The sequence below is a fragment of the Ruthenibacterium intestinale genome, assembly GCF_040096265.1.
Classification (GTDB): domain Bacteria; phylum Bacillota; class Clostridia; order Oscillospirales; family Ruminococcaceae; genus Ruthenibacterium; species Ruthenibacterium komagatae.
Map to the genome: position 1 here is coordinate 37,819 of NZ_JBBMFA010000104.1, position 20,894 is coordinate 58,712.

Sequence of the window (20,894 nt, forward strand, 5' to 3'; positions counted from 1 at the left end):
TTTTCATGCCATTGCTGGAAGTAGAACATCTCCAGAAAATTTATACCACACGTTTTGGCGCGACACAGGTACAAGCGCTGAAAGACGTCAATTTCACCATTGAAAAAGGTGAGTACGTGGCCATTATGGGCGAAAGCGGTTCGGGGAAAACCACGCTTTTGAATATTCTGGCTGCACTGGACCGCCCCACCGGCGGCGTTGTGCGCCTGTCCGGAAAAGACATTACCCAGATCAAGGAAGGGCGCATGGCCCAATTTCGGCGCGAGCACATGGGGTTTGTTTTTCAGGATTTCAATCTGCTGGACACTTTTTCCCTGCGGGACAATATTTTTCTGCCGCTGGTTCTCTCCCGCCGCGGATACAATGAAATGGCGGCCCGCCTGGATATGCTTGCCCCAAAATTGGGCATTGCCGACATTCTGAACAAATTCCCCTACGAAGTATCCGGCGGTCAGAAGCAGCGGGCGGCCGTGGCCCGCGCGCTCATCACCGATCCGGACATTCTTCTGGCCGATGAACCCACCGGCGCGCTGGATTCCAAGGCGACAGCTCAGCTTCTGGACCTGTTCGGCCATGTCAACCGGGATGGCCAGACCATTCTGATGGTGACCCATTCCATCCGCGCCGCAAGTTGCGCGCAGCGCGTGCTTTTCATCAAGGACGGGCTGGTCTTTCATCAGCTGTATCGCGGAGAGCGCACAGACGATGAAATGTACGCCAAAATCGGCGATACGCTGACCATGCTGACCACGGGAGGCGCCGCCCATGCTTGACTTCTACCCCAAACTTGCACTGAACAATCTTCGCAAAAGCAAAGACACCTACTGGCCCTATATGCTCACCAGCATTGTCTGCATCGCCACTTATTACATCATGCAGTCCATCGCCATGAACCGGGGCCTTCTGCAGGTCAGCGGCGGCGCTGTTGCGGTCTCCATCTTTTTTCTCGGCACTGTTGTGATTGCAATTTTCTGTGTAGCGCTTTTGTTCTATACCAACAGCTTTCTGATCAAGCGCAGGAAAAAAGAACTGGGCCTGTACTGTGTGCTGGGACTTGAAAAGCGCCATGTGGCACTGGTTCTGTTTTTCGAAACCCTGTTCAGCGCCCTGTTCTGCCTGATTCTGGGACTGATCTTTGGCATTCTGTTTTCCAAAGCACTGTTTCTGGCACTGCTTTACGTGCTGGACTTCTCCACCCCCATTGCATTTACCATCTCGATTCCTTCTCTCATCACCACTCTGGTGCTGTTCCTGCTTCTTTATGCGGTTCTATTTTTGTACAACGCCACACATGTTCAGCGAGCCCGGCCCGTGGAACTGCTGCGCAGCACCCAAACCGGCGAGCGCGAACCCCGCGCTTCCTGGCTGCTGACACTTTTGGGGCTGATCTGCCTTGGCATCGGTTACTTCATTGCCGTCACCGTCAAAGAACCTTTGAACGCACTGCTGGTGTTTTTCGGCGCGGTTCTTCTGGTGATCGCGGGGACTTTCTGCCTGTTTACCTCCGGCAGCATTGCCCTGCTCAAACTGCTGCGTCGCAACAAAACCTACTATTATCAGCCCCGCCATTTCATCTCCGTATCGGGCCTGATGTACCGGATGAAGCAAAACGCTGCAGGCCTTGCATCCATCTGCATCCTCTCCACCATGGTTCTTGTGACCATCTCCACCACGGTTTGTCTTTATATCGGCCGCGACAGCATGATTTCTTCCCTGAACCCCACCAGCATCAGCGGTCGGGTGACCCTTCTGGACGACCGCACGCCGGAGCAGCTGAACACGGAGATTGATGCCGCTTTGGAGCAGGACGGCATCCGCCCGGATGTTCTGGAACAGCGTTTTCTCTGGCGCTACGCAGATTTTTATGCACTGCGCGACAAAAATGTTTTCACCAACGCACCCGATGACACAAAACAGCAGCCGGTTCTGGTGAGCCTGATTCCTTTAGAAGATTACAACGCCATGACCGGGCAACAGCTGGCATTGGATGCCAGCGAGGCACTGCTGTTTACCAACGACGCGTCCTTCTCCGGCAACACCGCGCAAATCGGCAGCGAGACGCTGCATATCCTGCAGCAGCTGGATGTACTGGGTCCCTATCAAAGCAATCAAGTGAGCACGGTACAGCTCTCTTACGAGTTTGTCGTTTCAGATTTTACGCAACTTCAGCAGATTTACTGTTCCGCTACAGGCCAGAACGCCGAGCTTGAAATGTGCGTTTATCTGGACACGCAGGATGACAGCGCTCTTCAAAAGGCCATTGCTTCTGCTCTGTTTGAACACACACCACCTGAAACGATTTACAGCATCAATGCTCGCGCCACGGTCACCGAAAGCTGGAACAGCATGTATGGAAGTTTTTTGTTTCTGGGCCTGTTTCTGGGCAGCCTGTTTTTGATGGCTACGGTGCTGATCATTTATTACAAACAGATCAGTGAGGGATTTGACGACCACGACCGCTTTTCCATTCTGCAGAAAGTGGGCATGAGCAAAAAAGAAGTTCGAGCTACCATCAACAAACAAATTTTGCTGGTCTTCTTTCTTCCGCTGGCCATGGCCTTTGTGCATATGGCCTTCGCCTACAACGTAATTTGCAACATTCTGGTCATCTTCGGCATGACAGACCGATTGCTGTTCCTTGTCTGCTGCCTAGTCACATTTTTTATCTTTTCGCTTTTATACCTGTTTGTCTACCGCATGACTGCTCACACCTATTACCGGCTTGTGGAAGCCTGATGGAAAGGAGATTTTCATGAAAAAAGTGTTTCTGTCCGTATTCTTCCTGTGTTTTGCCCTGTTGGGTTCCCTTTTTCTGATTGGAAAGCACACGGAAAGAGACTGAGCCGCACAAACAACGAGGGGACCGGCCTGTGCCAGTCCCCTCGTTTTGTTCTTTCTCACTGGAATAAATTTTTGACCCGATCCCAAAAGGTAGTATCCTGCACACTTTGCCCGGAACTCTGTTCCTGCTGCGTTCCGGTCTGCTCCGGTCCTTCGACCTTCATCACAAACTTCACACTGGCGCGCACATTCTCAGCCGCACCTGTGTAGCTGGTATAGGCATTTGCCTGCTCCTCCAGTGCCTGTGCAATCTGGCTGATCTGGTCCAGCTGCGCCGCATCCAGCTGACCCGCAGCGCTGTCCGTTTTACTGCGGAATTCGCTCATTCCGCTTTGAAGCGTCGACGCCCCGCCTGCCAGCTGAGAAGAGCCGGACTGGAACTGTGCAATCGCGTCTTTGACCACTTTGCTGGAAGAGGATAACTGTTCCAGGCCGCTTTGCAGGCTGGCCGCACCACCGTCCAGTTTGGCAGCACCCGCGGCCAAAGCATCTGCACCGGCTCCGATCTGCTCCATTCCGCCAAGAAGCTGGTCCGCGCCTTCTTTCAGCTGCACCGCGCCGCCGTACAACGTGGCGGAATTATCCTGTTCGTTGTACAGTTTGCCTGTCATTTCATTCATCATGGTCAACAGGGTGGCCGCATCTGTGCTCACGGTTCCGAAACTCCCCTTTAAAGCCGTGGTATCCAGGCCTGCCAGCGGCGCCAGTACCTGCTGAACGGTCTGCGCCTGTGCACCTACCGCCTGCTGGACCGCACCGTTGGCAGCGGCTGCATCCTGAGAAGCATCGTAGCCAACACTGTCCAACGCGGCCAGAATGGCCGTCTGCTGTTCCGGCGTCAATGTGCCGTCTGCATCCATCGCCGCCTGAACGGCCGCTTTGCACTGCTCCTTTACAGAACCTGCCGCATTGGAAGCCGCCCCCGTCACCGCGTTCTGGGCGGCCGCGCCCGCATCTGCCGCCGCACCGTTCAAGGCCTGCGTTACTGCACCGACCGCAGCCTGCAAATCGCTGGTCTCCGGTACGCCGTTCAACGCCTGCTGCGCATTCTGCATTTCTTCGTTCAGCTTCTGCTGAAGTGCGCCTGCCGCCGTCAGTCCCGGCAGCAACGACTGATCCAGCTGGCTTTTCAGCGCATTTGTTCCGGCATCCAGTTGAGCCGCCCCGTTTTTCAGTGCAGCCAGACCCGTCGTGAGGTTCTGCGCCCCTTCGGAAAGCTGCTGTGCTCCGCCTTTGACTTCTTTGGAGCCGGCATATGCTGCATCCACACCGGCGTCAAAGGTGTTGTACTGCGCCGCAAATTCGTTCATTTTTCCACGCAGCGTTTCAGTGGCCTCTGCCAGCTGGCGCGCACCGTCATCCAACTGCGCGGTGCCGCTTTTCAGCTCACGCAGCGTTCCGTCCAAATCCGGGAAATCCACCTGTTTTTCCAGTTCTTCCATGCTGGTTGCCGCAGCCAGAAGAATGGACGGCATGACAAAGGAATCCGTGTCGGCTTCCACAACAATCTCATCCAGGAAATAGTCTTTCAGGCTGCTCATCTTTCCTGTGAGGAGGCCATCAAACGTCTCCTGCATTCCCGGAAGTGCCACCGCACACGCCATCTGGTTCTGAGAATCCGTCTGTACGCTTCCATGCGGAATGTTCACATTCCAAAAATGTTCCCGCGGCAAGTCCGCTGCTACCATCGTGATAAATGGCGTGAACACATTACGAACGGTACCGCCAATCTCCTGCGGGTGTTTTTCATGATTGACCAGCGAAAGGGTAATTTTCACGTGCCCCGCCTGCCCCAGCATTTCCTCTGCAGGCATCTCTTTTCCATCCAGTTCATACCGGATGGATACTGTCACCGGCGGCGTCTGCTCTGTTTTCCCCTGATAATAGACGTCTGTGTCCTCTGTATTCCACATGAGCGCCCCATTCTCCACTGCGGGAGCCTCATCACTTTTCAGGTTGACCACGTCGGACAGCGTTGTGGGATCCGTCACACCGGCCAACCCGCTGTCGCAGTGGAGCCAGTCGCTGACGGTTTGACTTTTTACGGAACCGTCCGAATGCAGCAGGATATACACGTTCTCGTCCTTGGTCACTTCCGAAGAGTCCGCAAAGGCAGGCACAGACGCGCTTGCCAGAACAGCGGCACTCAACAGCAGACACATTGCTTTTTTCAAATACGATTTCATCGTTCAAACTCCTTTCGTTTGTTTCGGCCAGTGCCAGGTTGTGCGCTGGATCAGCGGTGCAAATACAATCAAAAGTGCCGGTAAAACCAGAAGGATCACCGCCATGCTGATCAGCGCGCCGCGGCTGATCAACAGGCACAGACTTTTGATCAGCTCCATTTTTGAGATGACCGCTACGCTTGCAGTTGCCACAAAAAAGGTCAGGCCACTGGTCAAAATACTTTGGCTGCACTGCTCCACTGCAATCCGGGCCGCTTCGCGCGTGTGGTGCCCGTTCTCCAATTCCTCACGGAATCGTGTTGTCGTCAGAATGGCATAGTCCACGGTTGCCCCCAACTGAATGGTGCCAATGACGATGCTGGCGACGAACGGAAGCACGGAGCCCGTAAAATAAGGAATACCCAAATTGATGAAAATGGCGCTTTCGATGGCTGCTACCAGAAGGACCGGAATCGACGCGGAACGGAAAACCACCGCGATGATGGCAAAGACCGCCAGAATGGATGTGATATTCACATTGCGGAAATCTGTATCCGCCACCTGAATCAAATCTTTTGTCATGGCACCTTCTCCGCTGATTACTCCATCGGGATCATACCGCTTGACAATGGCATTCAGTTCGTCCAGCTGCCGGTTCTGCGCATCGGAGCCGCTTTCATAGCTGGAATTGGCCAGCAGCATCCGGTGGCCACCCGCATGAAAAATTCCACGGATCTCATCAGGAATCATGCTGTCCGGAATTCCGCCGCCCAAAAACTTCTCGTAACTCATGACCTGATGGACCCCGTCCACCTGTTCCAGCTCTTTGGTAAGTTGTGTCATTTCATGATTGGAAAGTCCTTCGTCCACCAGAATGAAATGCGTGGTGGTCATGTCAAAGTCTTCTTTCAAACGGTTTGTGCCCACGATTCCGTCCATATCCTGCGGCAGGCTGTCAAACAACGTGTAATACACGCTGGTCTTGCTCTGCGCCACTGAAAACGGAATAAACAGCACCACAAATACCAAAAGCACCGCAACATTGTGCCGCGTGACAAACCGGGCTGTGCGGGAAAGTTTGGGAATAAATGTCCGGTGCGTATGGCGTTCAATGGTCTTGCGGAACGTCATGATCAACGCGGGAAGAACCGTGACCGTGCAGATGACTCCCAGCGCCACACCCTTGGCCATGACAATACCGATGTCTTTTCCAAGCGCCAGGCTCATCGTGCACATTGCCAAAAAACCGGCAATCGTTGTCAGGGAAGAACCCGCAATGGAAGACGCTGTATTACAGATGGCTTTTACCATGGCCTGCTCTTCCTGCTCGCAGGATGCACGCTGGTTCTCCCCTACGCCCAGACGGCGTTTTTCCTCTTCATAGCGGTGCAGCAGAAAAATGGAAAAGTCCATGGTTACACCCAGCTGAAGGACCGTGGCCAGCGCCTGCGTAATGTAAGAGATCTGCCCCAGAAAATAGTTGGTTCCGAAATTGTACACAATGGGAAACGCGATGCCCAGCATGAACACGAACGGCACCACCGTTCCCTTTAAGCTGAGGAACAGCACCAGAATGGAACATGCCACCGCACACAAAACATACAGCGGCATTTCGCGGTCAATCAAAGCTTTTGTATCTGCCAAAATTGCAGACATCCCGCCGATAAAACAATCCTTGCGCAAAACCGTTTTGATCTGCCCGATTGCATTCATGGTTTCAGCACTTGCGCTGGTTCCTGAAAAGCGCACGATCAACATAGTGGCGCCGGAACCGTTGTAGAAAAAGCGCTGGATGTCCTGCGGAAGCATTTCGCGCGGAACGGTGACGTCCACCATATCACTGGTCCACATTACATCCTCCACGCCGGGGATTGCTGCAATTTCCTCTTTCATTTTCAGCACATCCGCCGTCTGCATGTGTTCCACCGTGATCATCGCGGTACTTGCTATTTCAAAATCATTTTCCAGATACTGCTCTCCCACCATGGAATCCAGTTCCGGCGGAAGATAGGTCAGGATATCGTAATTGATGTAGGTTCCCACCGCGCCAAAAGCCGACGGTATCAGCAGCAACACCGCGATCAGCAGCACCAATTTCCGGTGATGAACCACAAATTTTGCAAATCGCTCCATTGCGGTCACTCCTTATTGACTAACAGTCATTTTTAGCGATGCCACAAGTATAAACGAATATACGAAATAACGCAAGATTAAAAATGACCAATAGTCATTATCTTTCAAAAATGACTTTTGGTCATTTTGCTGTAAAGCAAAAAAAGCCTTGAAAAAGCCCACTTGCACCGATATACTTTTAAATAAAGGAAGGAGGGATGTCCCTGTGCCCAGGCAAACCCCATTGCAGCGGGAAGGAAAGGAACAGCATCTTCTGGATGCGGCTTACAAGCTTTTCCTCGGAAAAGGCGTTTTAAAAACGTCCATTGATGAAATTGTGCGGGAAGCAGATGTTGCAAAAGGGACTTTCTACCTCTACTTCCGAAACAAAGAAGATTTGCTCCAAAAGCTGGTGGAAAAAATCTCCACCCGCATTCTCAGTGAGGCATATCATGCGATGCGCCAGCACAGCTCGACGGATTTCGCGGAAAATGTAGTCACCATGGTCGACTACATTGTGGAGTATTTTAAATACAACAAACTTCAGCTTCAGCTTTTGGAGCGCAATTTCTCGTGGCCCATGGTCCGGCAGGCATTCTCGGACCAGAGCGATCCTTTGTGGAAAAATCTTGCACAGGATCTTGCGCAGAGCCCTCTGGCGCAGCGATACTCCGAAGATGAGCTGTTCAAGCTGATGTTTGTACTGGTGGAGATGTGCGGCTCTGTGTGCTATTCCTCCATTATTGAAGGGAAGCCGGACACCATTGACCACATGAAGCCGACGCTGTATCGCATTATCCGGCAAAGTCTTTCCTGAAAAAAAGCGCGCAGGCAAGTGCCTGCGCGCTTTTTGTTATATGACTTTTCTTGAATTCTGAAACAGAATATGTTCCCCCATAACGGCCTCGAAACCGCCGCCTGTTCCGAAATATTTTCCTCTTTGCAAACCATGCACACAGTGGCACCACGCCGTGGAATGTGTTAAAATAAAAAACGATTTTACAACAGGGATGGAGACGTATGAAAAAAATTGCGGTTGGGATTCTGGCCCATGTGGACGCCGGCAAAACCACATTGTCTGAGGCGCTGCTCTATTGCGGCGGCAGCCTGCGAAAACTTGGACGCGTGGATCATCAGGACGCATTTCTGGATACAGACCAAATGGAGCGGGAACGCGGCATCACGATTTTTTCCAAGCAAGCCGTGCTTTCTCTGCCTGCATTCACATTGACACTGCTGGACACGCCCGGCCACGTAGATTTTTCCGGTGAGATGGAACGAACGCTGCAGGTACTGGATTACGCCATTCTGGTGATCAGCGGAACGGACGGCGTACAAAGCCACACTCAAACCGTATGGAATCTGCTGGAACGCTATCACATTCCCACCTTTCTCTTCATCAACAAAATGGATTTGGCCGGAGCGGACAAAACGCGTGTGCTGGAGCAGCTTCAAACACGCTTGAGCCCCGCCTGCGTGGACTTCTCGCAGCCGCAGAGCGCCGAGTTTGGCGAGGCTGTTTCCCTGCTGGACGAAACACTGCTGGAACGTTATCTGGAAAACGGAACATTGGACCAGCAGGACGTGGCATGTCTGATCGCCTGGCGGGGCTTGTTCCCCTGCTTTTTCGGTTCCGCGCTTCGGCTGGACGGTATCCGGGAGTTTCTGGAACAATTCCAGCATTTTGTCCTGTGCCCGGAACGTCCGGATGAATTCGGTGCCCGGGTCTACAAAATTGTCCGTGACCCGCAGGGTGCACGGCTGACCTATTTAAAGGTGACCGGTGGCCAGCTTCGGGTAAAGGCGCTTGTCTCCGGCAGCGGACCTGACGAAGGTCCTGCCTGGCAGGAAAAAATCGATCAGATTCGCATTTATTCCGGCGCCCGGTTTCAAACCGCAGATGTCGCGGAAGCAGGCACTGTTTGTGCGGTAACCGGACTGAACCACACCTGGGCGGGCCAGGGCCTTGGTACAGAAGGCGACGGCCAGCGCCCGGTTCTGCAGCCTGTCACAAGCTGTGAAGTACGCCTCCCCGAAGGGTGTGATGTTCACCGGGCCCTCGCACAGCTCAGGCAACTGGAAGAAGAAGATCCGCAGCTGCACATTGTCTGGAAAGAGCAGGTACAACAGATTCAGCTTCAGATGATGGGCGAGGTGCAGCTGGACATTTTAAAACGACTGATTTTGGAGCGGTTTGGATTTTCGGTGGGTTTTGGGCCCGGAAAAATCGTATACAAAGAAACCATTGCCGCCCCGGTGGAGGGCGTCGGACATTTTGAGCCGCTGCGTCACTACGCTGAGGTCCATCTGCTTTTGGAGCCCCTGGCGCGCGGCAGCGGACTTCAATTTGATACCATCTGCAGCGAAGATGTGCTGGACCGAAACTGGCAGCGACTGATTCTCACACACCTGGCAGAAAGAGAGCACCCCGGCGTTCTCACCGGAAGCCCCATCACAGATTTAAAAATCACACTGACCACAGGGCGCGCCCATCTGAAACACACCGAGGGTGGCGACTTCCGGCAAGCCACCTATCGGGCTGTTCGTCAGGGGCTGATGCAGGCGGAAAGCATTCTTCTGGAACCGTGGTATGCCTTCCGCTTGGAAATCCCCTCAGAACAGATGGGCCGTGCACTGGCCGATGTGCAGCGGATGGGCGGGACCTTTGACCCGCCCCAGACTCTGGACACCTGCACCGTGCTCACAGGGCGTGCTCCCGTGGCGGAGATGCAGGGATATGCTTTGGAGATGGCCGGCTACACCAAAGGGCAGGGCCGCCTGTCCTGCACACTGAGCGGATACGAACCCTGCCACAACCCGGAACAGGTACTGGAAGAAATCGGGTACGATCCGGCACGGGATACTGAAAATCCCGCCGACTCGGTTTTCTGCTCGCACGGGGCAGGCTATGTGGTTCCCTGGGATCAGGTCCCCGCTCATGCCCATGTGGAGAGCGGTCTGATGAAGCGACCCTCTCCTCCGCAGGAAAACCGCAGCGGGCCGGTCTCACGCACCGCAGGCGGATCGCTTGCCGAGGACGCGGAACTTGCCTCGATTTTTGAACGGACCTATGGTCCTTCCAGACGCAGGGAACTGTTCCGCAAGCCGGTGGAACCGCCACAGGAATACCAGTTTGAGCCGTCAGGCCCCGAATATCTTCTGGTGGATGGCTACAACATCATTTTCGCATGGGACGAGCTAAAAGAACTGGCACGCACCAGCCTGGACGCCGCCCGGCAGGCTCTGGCGGATATTCTGTGCAACTATCAGGGCTTTCGAAAATGCGCTGTCATTCTTGTATTTGACGCCTATAAGGTAAAGCGGAACGCAGGCGAGGTCGTCAAGTATCAGAACATCCACATTGTATACACCAAAGAAGCCGAGACCGCCGACATGTACATTGAAAAAGCCACTTACCAGCTGGCCCGGCACCGCCGGGTTCGGGTGGCCACGTCGGACGGCGCGGAACAGCTGATCATTCTCGGGCACGGCGCACTTCGTGTTTCCGCCTCCATCTTTCATGAGGAAGTGGAACTTGCCAATACCGAAATTCGTCAGATCATCGCGGAAAGCAATCGCCGGAACGACCGCATGATGCGGACATAACCGAAAAGGACCCGTACGAACCGTACGGGTCCTTTTTTTACAGACCGCCCAGCGGCCCAAAGCGATGCTCCAACCAGTTTTTGCACAGCGGGACCCACATACCGACCGTGGCGGACGGCGTATATACCTCCCCGGTGCAAACAGACATTCCATGGCATCCCGACGGGAAAAGATGACACTCGCACTCCACGCCCGCTTTGTGCAGCGCCTGTGCCAGAAGGAAGCTGTTTTCCACCGGCACCCCGGCGTCGTCCATGGTGTGCCACAAAAAAGCAGGCGGCGTTTGATCGTTCACCTGCGTTTCCAGGCTCCAGTATTCCTGCGGCCGGCCGCTGTCCGCACTGACCAGTTCGATGCTTTTCCGGTGCGCAAACGTGCCGGCTGTAATGACCGGATAGGCCAGAATCATGGCGTCCGGGCGAAGCCGGCGCACCTCTTTCACTTCGCAGCGGCGCGCCAGCTCCTCATCGTCCCAATGGACCCCCAGGCTGCACGCCAGATGCGCCCCGGCAGAAAACCCCATGACCGCCACGCGGTCAGGGTCAATTTCCCACTCGCTGCACCGCTCACGCACCAGAAGGATGCTGCGCGCCAAATCTTCCATCGGCTGCAGTTTGCCGGCCTGCTCCCCCACGCGATAATGCAAAATAAAAACCTGCAGCCCCATATTCAAAAACAGAAATGCGGGTGGATCGGCCTCCCGGGGCGAAGTAAACGCATAGCCGCCGCCCGGGCAGAGAATCACCGCCGGCCGCGGCCCCCAGAGCTGTCCGTCTGATCCGCATATCTCTTCGTGCAGATACGCCTGAAGCGTCGCCCCGCCGGGCAATGTGTGAACAAAGCTTTTCATATTCTCTCTCCCTTTCGCACCAATGTTTCCTTCAGTTTATCACAAATTCTGTTCTTCCTTCAACAGTCCTTCTTCACACAAAAGCGACCGCAGCGCCTCTGCCGCGGGGCTGAGCGCCTTGGCGCTGTTCTGCACCAGGCAGACGTGCCGACTGGGAACCGGTGTTTCCAAGGGGATTTCAAAAATTTCTCCCCGGCGAATGGCCTCACGCGCCATCGGCTCCGGCAAAAAGCCCAGCCCCAAATTGTGTCGCACCAAAAGCAGGATCTGATCGACTGTTTCCGCCTGTGTATCTGTTTGCGGTGCAACCCCGTGCATGGAAAAGACCCGCTGGTAAAAGGACCAGGTCATGGTGCTTCTTCCCAGAACCACCATGGGCTGGCGCGCCAGTTCCTTCCAGCTCATGCGCCGATGCGAAAACGCTTCAAACTGTGTTCCTCCCACCAGAATTTCCTGAAAAGCCAGCAAAGGGGTTTCTCTGAGCGGCGCGGGCGCATCGGCCGGGGTTGTCACAACTGCCAGATCGATCTGCCCTGCTTGCAGCGCCTGCATTGCCTGCGGTGTTGAGTGATTGGAAATGTGCAGCCGCACCCCCGGAAAAGCCTGCCGAAACCATTGCAGCCGGTCCAATAGAAACAGGTGCAGCGCAGTTTCGCTGGCACCGATGGCAAGGGTTTGATCCTTCAGCTCCGCATCCTTTTTCAGCTCCATCTCTGCCGCGCGAAGATGACGATACGCGACCCGGACATGCTCCATCAGGCGTTCTCCCTCCCGCGTGAGTTCCACACCGCGCACCGACCGCAAAAACAGCCGACACCCCAGCTGTGCCTCCAACCGATTGATGCTGCGCGTGATATTGGGCTGGTTTGCCCCCAACCGCTGTGCCGCACGGCTGAAACTGCCACACTGGGCCACATGATAAAAGATGCGGTAATAATCGTAGTGTACGTTCATACAATACTCCTATTATATCAATTTGACATATCATCCATACAAAAGATACATTTTACACAGAGGAACACCCTTATTATAATAAGTAGTCGAAAAAATCGCAACGAAAACACGGGGTGATTTCTTTGAAACAACCAAAATGCAGCCGCCAGATGTCAGAATCCTGGCCCACAGTAGCGCTTCTTACTTTTTCCGGCGGACTACAGGATGCCTATTCTTACTGCGTGCGCGGGAAGGTCTTTGCCAATGCCCAAACGGGGAACATTGTTTTGATGAGCCAATGCTTTTTTGCCGGAGAGTGGCTGGGCGGAGTTCACTATCTGGTGCCGCTGTTCGCGTTTGCATTCGGTGTATTCATCGCTGAACAGATTCGTGCACGCTATGCGGCTCTTCGCGCTGTGCATTGGCGCCAGCTGATCGTTTTGGGCGAAATTCTGCTTTTGTTCGCCGTCGGCTTTTTTCCCTCTTCAATGGATCTTGCCGGAAATGCCCTTGTATCGTTTGCCTGTGCCATGCAGGTGCAGGCATTCCGCAAAATTAACGGATATCCGTACGCAAGCACGATGTGCATCGGCAATCTGCGCAGCGGTGTAGAGGCGTTCAGCGCTTATCTGCGCACCAAAGATTCCGCGCTGGTGAAAAAAGCCGGTCACTATTTTGGCGTGATCGGCCTGTTTGCCCTGGGCGCGGGAACCGGCGGAATGCTTTGCGGCCAGTTGGGGCTTCGAACCATCTGGGTATGCTGTGCACTGCTGTCAATCGGCTTTTCTCTGATGTTCCTGAAAGAAGACATTCAGGAAAACGCGGAAATTCAAACCGCATGGACCCATATACGCACCGACGCAGCGCAGGCAGAAGCCGAGGCACGCAATATCGGACATGCCTTGAGCCAGGAGATTCAGCAGCAAGCCAAAGAACTGCACAATCCAGATGAACGGTGATTGCAGCAACTGTCCGGACATGTTACAATTCCTCTGAGGTGAGTTTTGTGACATACGTTCAACAGCAGCTTTATGCACTGGCGGAGCCGGAATACGCCGCGTTTTCCAGCCGGTTGCTCCCGCCGCTGGACATTCCTCTGCTGGGAGTTCGCCTTCCCAGTCTGCGCAAAATGGCACGCGTACTGTCCCGGCAGGGGCTTGCGCCTGCTTTGGAGCAGCTGACAGACGAGACCTTTGAAGAGATCATGCTGCAGGGAATGGTCATCGGCAGCGCCGAAGCTCCTCTCGGGCAGACACTGCAGGCTGTTGCGCAATTCCTTCCCAAAATCACCAACTGGTCGGTTTGTGACAGTTTCTGCTGCGGCCTTCGCATCGCACAGCGCTTTCCCCGGGAGGTGTGGGATTTTCTCCTGCCGCTGCTTCACTCGCCCCTCCCTTATTCGGTACGGTTCGCCGTGGTCATGCTTTTGGACCACTACCGCACCCAGGAGTATCTGGATGCAGCGCTGCAGCAGCTGATTTGTGTGAACCATCCGCATCCTTCGGTACAAATGGCGGTTGCGTGGGCGCTCTCCATGTATTATGTGCGTTTTCCCAAAGCCACCTTTGCTGCCATGCAGCATTTGACTGACCCGGAGATCCGCCGCCTGACCGTGCGAAAAATCTGCGAATCCCGTCAGGCCAGCCCACAGCAAAAAGCAGTGCTTCGCCAGTGGAGAAAGGAGCTGGAAAGCTGTGCGCAGTGAGTTTACCGAGCGGGTTTACGCCGCAGCCCGTCAAATTCCGCCTGGTCGGGTGGCCAGCTATGGCTGTCTGGCAGCTTTGGCGGGAAACCCGCGTGCGGCGCGCATTGTGGGATATGTGATGCACACCTGCCCCGCACAAGCACATGTTCCCTGCCACCGGGTGGTCAACCGGGACGGTCGCTTGTGCCCAAGCTATACGGAACAGCGGGAGCTTCTGGCCGCGGAGGGCGTCTGTTTTCTTCCGGACGGCCGTGTGGATATGACCCGTTTTTCCTGGCCCTGAACCAAAAATCCGGCAGCCATCAGGCTGCCGGATTTTTCTTATACAGGATAACTTCTGGAACCGAACAGTGCCGTGCCCACACGCACGATGTTCGCCCCCTCTAAAATCGCGCTCTCAAAATCGCCGCTCATACCCATGGAGAGGTAATCCATTTGCACATTGGGAATCTGTTGTGCGTCCAGACGTTCAAAAAGCATGCGCATTTGCTCGAAATAGCACCGGGTCTGCGCCTCAGTGCAGTCTGCTGGCGGAATGGCCATCAGGCCGCGCACGCGCACATGCTCCAGCTGGCCGGCTGCCTGCGCCAACGCGTCCAACTGCGCGGGAGAAACACCGCTTTTACTCGCTTCCGCACCGATGTTTATCTCCAGAAGAATCTCCTGGCAAAGTTCTTTCTTCTCCGCCTGCCTGTTGACCGCATTCAGCAAATGCTCGGAATCCACCGACTGAATCAGAGAGGCAACTCCCACCACCTGGCGTACTTTGTTGGTTTGCAGATGCCCAATGAAATGCAGAGGTTTACTGCCATAGGCATTGGCGGCATGCTTTTCCGTCAGCTCCTGTACCCGGTTTTCCCCGAACAGATCAATGTCCATCTCTGCCGCCAGGCGCACGGTGGCTGCGTCCTGCGTTTTGCTGGCCGCGCACAAAAGGATTTCTTTCGGGTCTCTGCCCGCCCGGGCGGCCGCATCCGCCATACGGCGGCGAACCTGCGCCACATTTTCCCGAAGCTGTTGTTCTGTCATCTCAATTCCTTCTCCGGAGCGTACACCGCACGGCTTCCGCCAATAAACTTGGGGCGTGTGCGGGCACAGACCAAATTCGCCTGACCAATGCGGCGAATGCTCAAACGGACGGGCACTGCCACCCGCTTCAGATGCATTCCGATCAGTGTATCGCCAATGTCCATCCCCGCGTCGGCGCGAATCTCTTCCACCGCCACCGGGTCCTTCATGCGCTGCCAGGCCGTGGTGGCGAAGCTGCCGCCCGCATGAGGCTGCGGCAGCACATTGACCACTTCCGCTCCCAAAGGCAGTGCCGCCCGCTCCAGCACAATCGCACGGTTCAAATGTTCACAGCATTGCGCCGCCAGAAAAACACCGTGCTCTTCCAAAACGGATGCGATTCCGTCATACACTGCACCGGCCGCCTCCATGCTGGAGCCACGGCCAATGCGCTGGCCCAAAATTTCGCTGCTGGAACACCCCACCACCAGCAGATCTCCCGGCTTCAGCTTCGCCGCATCCAACAACTCCTGCGCCGCCTGACGCGCCTGAGCCTCCAGTTCTTTTTCCATAGCGCCACTTCCCTTGTTGTTCTTGCCTTTATTGTAGCGCTGTGTCCGTACATCGTCAAGAAAGCGGCGTTTCTTCCCACAGGAACAGCTGTGCGCTGAAAGGCGGCAAATCCAACGTCAATTCATTCTTTTTTCCTGTTTTCAGCCGGACGCTCCGCTCCTCTTCATCGCCCCCGAACCGCTGCCAGTCCGAGTGCAGCAGAAGCCGCAGCCGCCCTGCACCAGGCATGAGAAGGCGGTAGCCGGGCTGTCTTTCATCCGAAAAATGGAACACTGCCACCAGCTTTTCCCGTGCACCGGCACGCAGCATGGTGTAGGTACAGTCCGCCTCGCTTGCACAGTCCAGCCAGGAAAAATGGGCCGGGTTGTATTCGCCCTGCCAGAACGCATCGTGCGTCTGATACAGATGATTCAACTCCCGGATATAGTGAAGAAAGGCATCGTGAATCGGGTAACGACACACAGGCCAGTCCTGTTCCCGCGCTTCGTCCCATTCTCTCAGCTGCCCGAACTCAGCTCCCATAAAATTCAGCTTTTTGCCGGGATGCATCATCATGTACAGGTAAAATGCGCGTGCCTGCGGAAACTTCTGCTCGTAAGCACCAAACATTTTTTGCAGCACCGTAGCTTTTCCATGCACGTTCTCGTCATGAGACAGCGGCAGAAGATAGTGTTCCTGATAAAAGTACATCATGGAAAAGGTCAGCTGATGATAGACACTTCGCCTCTGCTCCGGCGTTTTTTTGAAATAGTCCAGCGTATCGTTCATCCAGCCCAGATCCCATTTGTAGTCAAACCCCAACCCGCCGTATTCCACCGGTGCCGTGACCTTCGGATAGTCGGTGGAATCCTCTGCAATCAGGATCGCACGCGGATGCAGCAGCCGCAGACCGGCATTCATTCTTTGCAAAAAACGCACTGCATTGTGATTCACCCCGCGTGCGGGGTCCCCCTGCCAGTACAGCAGCCTGCTGACTGCGTCCATCCGCAGGCCATCAAAGTGAAATTCCTCCAGCCAATAGTGCGCGCACGACTGCAGAAAACTGCACACCTCACCCCGGGAATGCATGAAGTTGCAGCTTCCCCACTCGCTTTCCCCCACATCGGCATGAGGATATTCATACAAAGCTGTACCGTCGTACTGCTTCAGGCCGTAATCGTCCAAAGCAAAATGCACAGGTACAAAATCCAGCAGAACCCCCACCCCCATCTCGTGGCAGGTATCCACCAGTTTTCGCAGACCGTCGGGCGTTCCATACCGGCTGGTGGGCGCAAAAAAACCTGTGTTCTGATATCCCCAGGAACAATCCGCCGGGTGCTCGGACAGCGGCATCAATTCAATATAATTGTAGCCGTTTTCCTTCGCATATTCCGCCAGCACCGGTGCCAGCTCCTCATAACTGTACCAGGAGCCATCTTCTTTTCGTTTCCAGGACCCAAGATGTACCTCATAAATATTCATCGGTCCGTCAAAGCCCTTATTCTGTTGCTGCATCCATTTCTCATCTGAAAAGTGATAGCGTGAAGCCGCTGTAACAATGGATGCGGTGCCGGGACGAAGTTCCATCTGGAATCCGTAGGGGTCGCAGTGGTCGCGCTCGGAACCATCCGCGCCGAAAATTTTGTATTTGTACATCATGCCGGGCTGCGCATCAGCGGTGCACAATTCATACACACCGCTGCGGCCCTTTTGTTCCATTTTTTGTCCCTCCCATTGGTTCCATTCCCCAATCAGAAGCACTCGCTCCGCACCGGGTGCATAGGTGCGAAATAAAAAGCCCTGCTTTGTCTCATGGGCGCCAAAGTAATGATAGGCCTCAAAAGCGCGCCCGGTATAAAAATCATACAGCTCCATGTTTTTTGCCTCCCTCATACAGTTCCAGTGCGCTTTGGGCATTTTTCGCCGCGCGAACAAGATACGAATCGACCTGCCTCTTTTCCTGCTCATCCATGTCGTGATACAAAAAACGCATCAGTTTTTTCTGGGCAAGGCGCCCCTCTTCCACTGCGCTCTGCGCTGCCTTTGTGAGACGCAGACACTGGCGCCGGCGGTCCTGATCATCCCGGATCGCCTGAACCCAACCTCTGCGCACCAGCTGTTCCACCGCTTTCGAGACATGGCTCTTGGTGAATCCCATCTGCGCGACCATCTCCCCGGCTGCCTCGATCCCGTTTTCTTCCGCAAGAATCATCAGCACATCCAGTTCCATCCTTGTGAGACCATAATTTTGCAAAACCGGCTCGCAGCATACTTCATACAATTTTTTTAAAAGCTGCTGTGCCGCAAGAAACTGTGACTGCGTAAACATAAGCGCCTCCAAAAAGTTCATTTTTGAACTATTTTCAGTATAAGAACCTTTCCCCTGTTCTGTCAAGTGCTTGCGCCCTTGTACAGGATTCCTTATAATAAAAAAGATTAAAAAGAGGAGACTGTTTCTATGAAATTGATTGCCAGTGATCTGGACGGCACCCTGCTTTTGAACGGCAGCACTCAGGTGTCTGATGAGCTGTTCCGCCTGATTGACGCCTATCAAAAACAGGGCGTCCTGTTCTGCGCGGCCAGCGGGCGGCAGTACAACAGTCTGCGGGGGCTGTTCGCGCCCGTGGCGGACGATATTCTCTATTTGTGTGAAAACGGTGCGGTCGTTTTTTACAAAGGGAAGGTTCTCGGAAAAACCTGCATTCCCCGCGAAGATGCCCTGAGCATCTGCCGCAGTATTTTAGCGCGCCCGCACTGTGAGGTTTTGATCTCCGGTGAGCAGACATCCTATCTGCTTCCCAAACAGGACGATTACGTGGATCATATCCGGTACTTCGTGGGAAACCATGTCACACTGGTGCCCTCCTTGGACGCCATCGAAGAAGACATTTTGAAAGTATCCGCTTTCTGCCGTAACGGCGCGGCCGAAAACGAAGAAGCTCTTGGCAATGCGTGGAAAGACCGCCTGAACGTGGCGGTCTCCGGCCGGCAATGGCTGGATTTCACCGTAGCCGGAAAGGAAGATGGACTGGAGATCATTCGAAAAGCGCTTTCCCTTCAGCCTGAGGATATGGTCAGCTTCGGCGATAACTTCAACGATTTGGGCATGTTGCGCTACACTGGCCGTTCCTATGCCATGCGCACAGCCCCAAAAGCAGTGCGCGAAGCAGCTGACGCTTTGTGCGACCGGGTGGAAGAAACTCTGAAAGAGCTTTACCGGGAACAGTTTGAATGAGCGGCAGCGCAAATGCGATTGCGGATTTTTTGTTGACTTTTTCTCTGCTCCGCGGTACGCTTTGATAGAAGAAACCCAGTTGAAGGAGGAATCTGTATGCCGATGCAGCTTACGCAACAGCAGCAGGCAGTTCTGGACGGAAGCCAGGGCGAAGTGATGGCCAAAGTGATGAAGACGCTGGTAATGTACGGCGAAACCTTCGGCGCATCCCGCATGGTGCCCGTCACGTCTCAGCAGGGACATCTGGTGACCAGCTTCGGTCTTTCCATGATGAAACCTGTCTACGAACTGATGGACCAATTGATCGAAGGCGGCGCACTGTCGCAGCAAAAGTTTACCATGGACCCCCGGCCGTTGGACCCGGCCGTTCCCAGCAATTTTCTGCAGAATCTTGTTTTCCGCGTCATGTATTCCAAGCAGGCAGACTATGAGGCGCAGCTGCAGAAGCTGGGCCTTGTATCCAAAGACGCCTTCACCTGCACCTGCTATATGCCCGAAGTGGGCAACGAACCGCAGAAAGGCGAAATTCTCAGCTGGGCAGAATCCAGCGCCGTTGTGTACGCCAACAGCGTGCTGGGCGCCCGCTGCAACCGCAATTCAGGAATTATTGAATTGTTTGGTTCCATCGCCGGCTGCGTGCCGGAATTCGGCCTTTTGACCGACGAGGGACGCAAGGCCACCTGGGTGGTGGAAGTGCGCACTTCTCAGAAACCGGAAGCGCAGGTTCTCGGCAGTGCCATCGGCATGAAAGTGCTGGAAGACGTGCCTTACATCCGCGGGCTGGACCAGTGGCTCGGCACCGAACTGAACGACGAAGCCAAAGCCTACCTGAAAGATATGGGCGCCGCCACCGCCTCCAACGGTGCCGTGGGCCTGTATCATGTGGCCAACCTGACGCCGGAGGCCTGTGAACTGGGCGAGGCGCTCATCACGGAAAATGCGCAGACCTATGTGATCGACGATGCAGAGCTGGCACGCGTGAAAGCCAGTTATCCCTGCATTTGGAAAGACGCGAATGCCGCACCCAAGCTTTGTTTTGTAGGCTGCCCGCATCTGTCTCTGGCGCAGCTGGAACAGTGGACCGATCAGGTGCAGGAAGGGTTGAAGGCCAGCGGACGGACCCGCGTGGCGGTTCCCACCGTATTCACCGCCGCGCCCGCGGTGGCCGAAGCGTTCCGCAGCACACCCCGCGCAAAGGTTCTGGCAGAGATGGGCATCGTGTTGTCCTCCATCTGCCCGCTGATGTACATGAACAATCCTCTGTGCGGAAAAATGCCGGTCATCACCAATTCCAACAAGCTGCGCACCTATTCCACCGCACGGTATTACACCGATTCCGAAATTCTCGCCTTTCTGACGAAGGGAGGTCAACACGCATGAAAACATTTCAGGGACGTGTGGTCGTGCCCGGCACTGCCAAGGCACAGGCCCTTGTGACACACAGCGGATTCAATACGCTGGCCAGCTACCAAAAAAGCTTGATGTTTGGTGACAAGACCGGAAAATGTTCGGATCAGAACAACCCGGATCTGTATAAAAAGCCCATGGCAGGCACCGCTTTGTGTCTGCCGCAGACCATTGGTTCCACCACCGGTGGCATGGTTCTGTTCACAGCGGCCAGCATGGGCCGGCAGCCCGCCTGTCTTCTGTTCTCCAAACCCATCGACAGCCTGGCCGCCGCCGGCGCCATTCTGGCGGGTGTTTGGAGCGAGCATCCCATGCCTACCGTAGACAGTCTGGGCGACGAATTCCTGCAGGCGGTCCGCACGGGTGACACCGTGACTGTAGGCGAAAATGGTGTTGTTACCGTAGAATAGCCAAAAGCACAGGCCGGAAACTCCGGCCTGTTTTCTTTTGGCCCGGAATGCGCTAAAATAGAAAAAGATT

General features: G+C 54.8%; 18 protein-coding genes. 10 read left to right on the plus strand and 8 right to left on the minus strand.

Annotated features, from left to right (window positions below):
* Positions 1-5 precede the first annotated feature (5 nt).
* Both WMO24_RS12555 and WMO24_RS12560 read left to right on the plus strand, forming a co-directional pair.
* Complete coding sequence (locus WMO24_RS12555) at positions 6-773, plus strand: ABC transporter ATP-binding protein (protein ID WP_349216761.1); 768 nt, start codon at positions 6-8, stop codon at positions 771-773.
* Positions 766-2,736 carry an ABC transporter permease gene (locus WMO24_RS12560; RefSeq protein ID WP_349216762.1) on the plus strand — a complete coding sequence of 657 codons (1,971 nt, stop codon included), beginning with the start codon at positions 766-768 and terminating at the stop codon, positions 2,734-2,736. Before WMO24_RS12555 ends, WMO24_RS12560 begins: the two co-directional genes overlap by 8 nt.
* Before the next feature lie 161 nt (positions 2,737-2,897).
* Here the strand turns inward: WMO24_RS12560 and WMO24_RS12565 are convergent, their stop codons facing one another.
* Both WMO24_RS12565 and WMO24_RS12570 read right to left on the minus strand, forming a co-directional pair.
* The gene (locus tag WMO24_RS12565) at positions 2,898-5,027 is read right to left on the minus strand and encodes a hypothetical protein (RefSeq protein WP_349216763.1); all 2,130 of its coding nucleotides are present in this window, start codon (positions 5,025-5,027) and stop codon (positions 2,898-2,900) included.
* Between the two features lie 3 nt (positions 5,028-5,030).
* Positions 5,031-7,139 (minus strand): efflux RND transporter permease subunit, encoded by a 2,109-nt coding sequence (locus WMO24_RS12570; protein ID WP_349216764.1) that lies wholly within the window; start codon positions 7,137-7,139, stop codon positions 5,031-5,033.
* Between the two features lie 205 nt (positions 7,140-7,344).
* On the opposite strand from WMO24_RS12570, the gene WMO24_RS12575 reads away from it, so the two are divergent.
* On the plus strand, positions 7,345-7,935 hold the full coding sequence (locus WMO24_RS12575) for a TetR/AcrR family transcriptional regulator (protein WP_349216765.1): 591 nt from the start codon (positions 7,345-7,347) through the stop codon (positions 7,933-7,935).
* Between the two features lie 203 nt (positions 7,936-8,138).
* On the plus strand, positions 8,139-10,724 hold the full coding sequence (locus WMO24_RS12580; RefSeq protein WP_349216766.1) for an NYN domain-containing protein: 2,586 nt from the start codon (positions 8,139-8,141) through the stop codon (positions 10,722-10,724).
* A gap of 37 nt (positions 10,725-10,761) precedes the next feature.
* On the opposite strand, the gene WMO24_RS12585 is transcribed toward WMO24_RS12580, so the two are convergent.
* Together WMO24_RS12585 and WMO24_RS12590 are read right to left on the minus strand one after the other, a co-directional pair.
* Positions 10,762-11,574 carry an alpha/beta hydrolase gene (locus WMO24_RS12585; protein ID WP_349216767.1) on the minus strand — a complete coding sequence of 271 codons (813 nt, stop codon included), beginning with the start codon at positions 11,572-11,574 and terminating at the stop codon, positions 10,762-10,764.
* A 39-nt stretch (positions 11,575-11,613) separates the two neighbouring features.
* Positions 11,614-12,528 carry a LysR family transcriptional regulator gene (locus WMO24_RS12590; RefSeq protein ID WP_349216768.1) on the minus strand — a complete coding sequence of 305 codons (915 nt, stop codon included), beginning with the start codon at positions 12,526-12,528 and terminating at the stop codon, positions 11,614-11,616.
* 149 nt (positions 12,529-12,677) lie between these two features.
* Between WMO24_RS12590 and WMO24_RS12595 the strand changes: the two genes are divergently transcribed.
* From WMO24_RS12595 to WMO24_RS12605, 3 genes are read left to right on the plus strand one after another with little or no spacing between them, the layout of a single operon-like run.
* A complete protein-coding gene (locus tag WMO24_RS12595; protein WP_349216769.1) occupies positions 12,678-13,466 on the plus strand; it encodes a YoaK family protein in 789 nt (262 codons plus the stop codon).
* Positions 13,467-13,513: 47 nt separating this feature from the next.
* The gene (locus WMO24_RS12600) at positions 13,514-14,212 is read left to right on the plus strand and encodes a DNA alkylation repair protein (protein ID WP_349216770.1); all 699 of its coding nucleotides are present in this window, start codon (positions 13,514-13,516) and stop codon (positions 14,210-14,212) included.
* Positions 14,202-14,495, plus strand: coding sequence for an MGMT family protein (locus tag WMO24_RS12605; RefSeq protein WP_349216771.1), 294 nt, complete (start codon positions 14,202-14,204; stop codon positions 14,493-14,495). The genes WMO24_RS12600 and WMO24_RS12605 overlap by 11 nt, the downstream gene beginning before the upstream one ends.
* A gap of 38 nt (positions 14,496-14,533) precedes the next feature.
* Here the strand turns inward: WMO24_RS12605 and WMO24_RS12610 are convergent, their stop codons facing one another.
* The 4 genes from WMO24_RS12610 to WMO24_RS12625 are packed head-to-tail and all read right to left on the minus strand — an operon-like array spanning position 14,534 to position 18,101.
* Positions 14,534-15,241 (minus strand): YggS family pyridoxal phosphate-dependent enzyme, encoded by a 708-nt coding sequence (locus WMO24_RS12610; protein ID WP_349216772.1) that lies wholly within the window; start codon positions 15,239-15,241, stop codon positions 14,534-14,536.
* Positions 15,238-15,792 (minus strand): TIGR01440 family protein, encoded by a 555-nt coding sequence (locus tag WMO24_RS12615; RefSeq protein ID WP_349216773.1) that lies wholly within the window; start codon positions 15,790-15,792, stop codon positions 15,238-15,240. Before WMO24_RS12615 ends, WMO24_RS12610 begins: the two co-directional genes overlap by 4 nt.
* Positions 15,793-15,847: 55 nt before the next feature.
* Positions 15,848-17,647: a 1,4-alpha-glucan branching protein GlgB gene (gene glgB, locus WMO24_RS12620; protein ID WP_349216774.1), complete on the minus strand. Its 1,800-nt coding sequence runs from the start codon at positions 17,645-17,647 to the stop codon at positions 15,848-15,850.
* Complete coding sequence (locus WMO24_RS12625) at positions 17,634-18,101, minus strand: MarR family winged helix-turn-helix transcriptional regulator (RefSeq protein ID WP_349216775.1); 468 nt, start codon at positions 18,099-18,101, stop codon at positions 17,634-17,636. The genes glgB and WMO24_RS12625 overlap by 14 nt, the downstream gene beginning before the upstream one ends.
* 129 nt (positions 18,102-18,230) lie before the next feature.
* On the opposite strand from WMO24_RS12625, the gene WMO24_RS12630 reads away from it, so the two are divergent.
* The 3 genes from WMO24_RS12630 (at position 18,231) to WMO24_RS12640 (ending at position 20,824) form a co-directional block, all read left to right on the plus strand.
* Positions 18,231-19,007 carry an HAD-IIB family hydrolase gene (locus WMO24_RS12630; RefSeq protein ID WP_349216776.1) on the plus strand — a complete coding sequence of 259 codons (777 nt, stop codon included), beginning with the start codon at positions 18,231-18,233 and terminating at the stop codon, positions 19,005-19,007.
* A 96-nt stretch (positions 19,008-19,103) separates the two neighbouring features.
* Positions 19,104-20,387: an aconitase X gene (locus WMO24_RS12635; RefSeq protein WP_349216777.1), complete on the plus strand. Its 1,284-nt coding sequence runs from the start codon at positions 19,104-19,106 to the stop codon at positions 20,385-20,387.
* Positions 20,384-20,824 carry an aconitase X swivel domain-containing protein gene (locus WMO24_RS12640; protein WP_349216778.1) on the plus strand — a complete coding sequence of 147 codons (441 nt, stop codon included), beginning with the start codon at positions 20,384-20,386 and terminating at the stop codon, positions 20,822-20,824. Before WMO24_RS12635 ends, WMO24_RS12640 begins: the two co-directional genes overlap by 4 nt.
* Positions 20,825-20,894 lie beyond the last annotated feature (70 nt).